General features: G+C 60.0%; 3 protein-coding genes. All 3 read right to left on the reverse strand.

Going from position 1 to position 2,515, the window contains the following annotated elements:
* Nucleotides 1-249: 249 nt before the first annotated feature.
* The 3 genes from ABDV69_RS21005 to ABDV69_RS21015 all read right to left on the reverse strand — a co-directional run bounded on the left by ABDV69_RS21005 (nt 250) and on the right by ABDV69_RS21015 (nt 2,355).
* The gene (locus ABDV69_RS21005; protein ID WP_343577730.1) at nt 250-705 is read right to left on the reverse strand and encodes a hypothetical protein; all 456 of its coding nucleotides are present in this window, start codon (nt 703-705) and stop codon (nt 250-252) included.
* 259 nt (nt 706-964) lie between these two features.
* Nucleotides 965-1,894, reverse strand: coding sequence for a hypothetical protein (locus ABDV69_RS21010; protein WP_343577732.1), 930 nt, complete (start codon nt 1,892-1,894; stop codon nt 965-967).
* A gap of 53 nt (nt 1,895-1,947) precedes the next feature.
* Nucleotides 1,948-2,355 (reverse strand): hypothetical protein, encoded by a 408-nt coding sequence (locus ABDV69_RS21015; RefSeq protein ID WP_343577733.1) that lies wholly within the window; start codon nt 2,353-2,355, stop codon nt 1,948-1,950.
* Nucleotides 2,356-2,515 lie beyond the last annotated feature (160 nt).

Genomic DNA, 2,515 nt, shown 5'->3' on the forward strand with positions numbered 1-2,515 from the left:
GGTACGTCTGTGGGTGTGATCTACGTCATAGTTGTGATCTAGCTCATACAGCACTGGGGCTTCGGGCGACCCGGCACACCGTTGCCGGGACCGCTAGCGGGCGTCAAATCACGGAGCACGTTTCTCACTACAGTCACCCCAACCGTTGTAACGCGACGCGAGACAGGATTTTATCTCTCTCGATTCTCTAGAAACGAGACGTGGGGAGTTGCTGCCCTCCAAGCGTGGCCTCGTCTGGGATTCCCGCGATCAGCCGACAAAATGACCGCGGTATCGGTTCCACACAGCGTTGAGTAACGCTATCGCGGCGTCATGGGTGACCAGCCAGCGCCCGCCTTCGTCGACCAACACAATCGGCGTCGGATCTGTGGGGGTGTGGGGTCGGTTCGACTGGACAGTCACGGTGGCGCCGGCGGAATTCCCGAGTGCGGGTTGAATGTCGGTGACGACGAAGTTGAATGGCATGAACCCGCGCCCGTTGAGCCTGTTCAGGTGATCGTCGGCTGTTCCGGCTTCGTCCGGAGCAAGACCAGGAGTGACCGCATCGCTCTTGCTTGCGGCCGGCCTGCCTGGATCAGTCAATTCAGATAGAACGGCCACCACTTGATCCGTGCTCGGAACTGGCCCTACGCAAACCGGTTTCCCGGGATCTCCGCAATCCGCATGGGCCGGCGCGGTGGTCGGTGCTGTCAGTGCAAGGGTCATTGCCAGCGCCGCTGTCGCTCCAACTGTGGGGGGTCTCCTCCGCACGGTCGTTCCCTTTCACGAAGTGGACGTAATGATCCCAACGTAGCGACAATGCTTTACCCGGGGATTCCGGCCTGTCAACGTGCTACCGACAACATCTGGGTTTGCTGGACCGCAGCCTGTTAGCAACATCTAGACGGCCCGCAATCGGGGTTCACAACTAAAAGGTGGCTTACCTCGCTGTGTGCGAGGTAAGCCACCCTGGTCCGGTCGGTGGTTAGCTATAGAAGTTGAAGAAGGCTTCGCCGTTGGCGCCGGTGCCGCCGGTTGCGCCGTCGTCTGAGGCGCCCGCGGTGCCGCCTGCGCCGACGGTGCCGGTGATCTGGGTTGTTCCGGAGCCGATGGCGATGGTTTGTACGGCCCATTCGCCGGCGAGCCCGCCTTGGCCGCCGTAGCTTCCGTAGGAGCCGCCGCCGCCGCCGGCGGCGCCGGGTGCGGTGCCGTTGCCGCCGACACTGTTGTAACCCACTGCGCCTCCGGTCCCGCCGTCGTAGGTGTTGCCGTCGAAGGTTTCGTTGCCGGGTGACCCACCGGCGGTAGCGACACTGCCAGTGCTGCTGGCGCCGCCGGTGCCGCCGATGGCGGTCAGCGTGGAACCTCCGGTCGGGGTGGCTGTGGTGTTGCCCCCGTTTCCGCCGGTGCCGACGCCCGGTGTGTCGTAGCCGCCGCCACCACCGCCACCACCGAGTAAGACCAGATCGACGTATTTCGCGCCGGACGGGACGTTGACGGTGTAGGCGCCAGGGGTGCTGACAGTGACAAGATTCCCGGTCAGCTCCGAATACGCGAACCCAGCGTAGGTAAACCCGACAGCGCTGACCTCGGTGAGGATTAACGCGTCATCGAGCACCACGACGACATTGAGCCCGGTCAACTGAATCGGCTGCTCCAGATCGTCATAGGTTTCGATCTGGCTCAACGTGCTGTTCAAATCTTGTTCTAGCTGAAGCAGGCTGTTGAGCGTATTGATCAACCCTTGATTCGCATCGTTGGTTGCCGACAGTGACGACGGCAGCGAATTCAAGAAGGTGTTGATGTCTTGCTGGAACAGGATTTGCCCACCCAAGAACTGGGCTTCAAAGCCAGCCGGCAGGTTTGCTTTCGTGCCTCCCTGGCTTTGGGCATCCGCGAAAACGGAATTCAGCAACGACAGATTTGAGGCGGATTGCTGTTGTACTTGCGCAAGTACGCTGCTGGCGGTCATGAGTGGGCCGCCGAAATTCCGCCTTCGACGGCGATAACAATGGATGTTGCGAGGTTGGCGGCTGCCAGCGCTTCGGTAATTGCGGCTTGGAAGTCCTCGGCAAATACGTTGACAGCGTCGGCTGTCAGCAGTCCGAAATCTCCGACTGCGGTGATGAGTGCGTTGTAATCGATGCCCGACTGTACAGCACCGGGCGGTGACGTATTGGTCGTCACCGCCGGGTTACCCACAGCCGAATAGAATGCGTTGAACGCGGTGGTCATATTTGGAGATGTCATGCACCAAGGCTGGTCCGCTATCGAATTTTCGTCAAGGTCGCGTATCAAAAATTTTTTACCAGTTGGAATTTCTTGTCGAACCCGAAATTTTGCGACAACTGGTACCCAAAACACGCCAAGGCTCACCCAGTGCCCGACCATTTCTCAGCCGACACAAAAAGCTATTCGCAGCCTTTCCAAAAAGCCGCTTAGCTATGACGGGCTGGTTTTGATGTGGTGGTCTGCCTCACTTCATAGGGTTGGCGTTGGTAGGAGTTCTGGGGTGTGCGGCGCTGGTGTGGTCGCC

The sequence above is a fragment of the Mycobacterium sp. genome (assembly GCF_039583785.1).
GTDB lineage: Bacteria > Actinomycetota > Actinomycetes > Mycobacteriales > Mycobacteriaceae > Mycobacterium.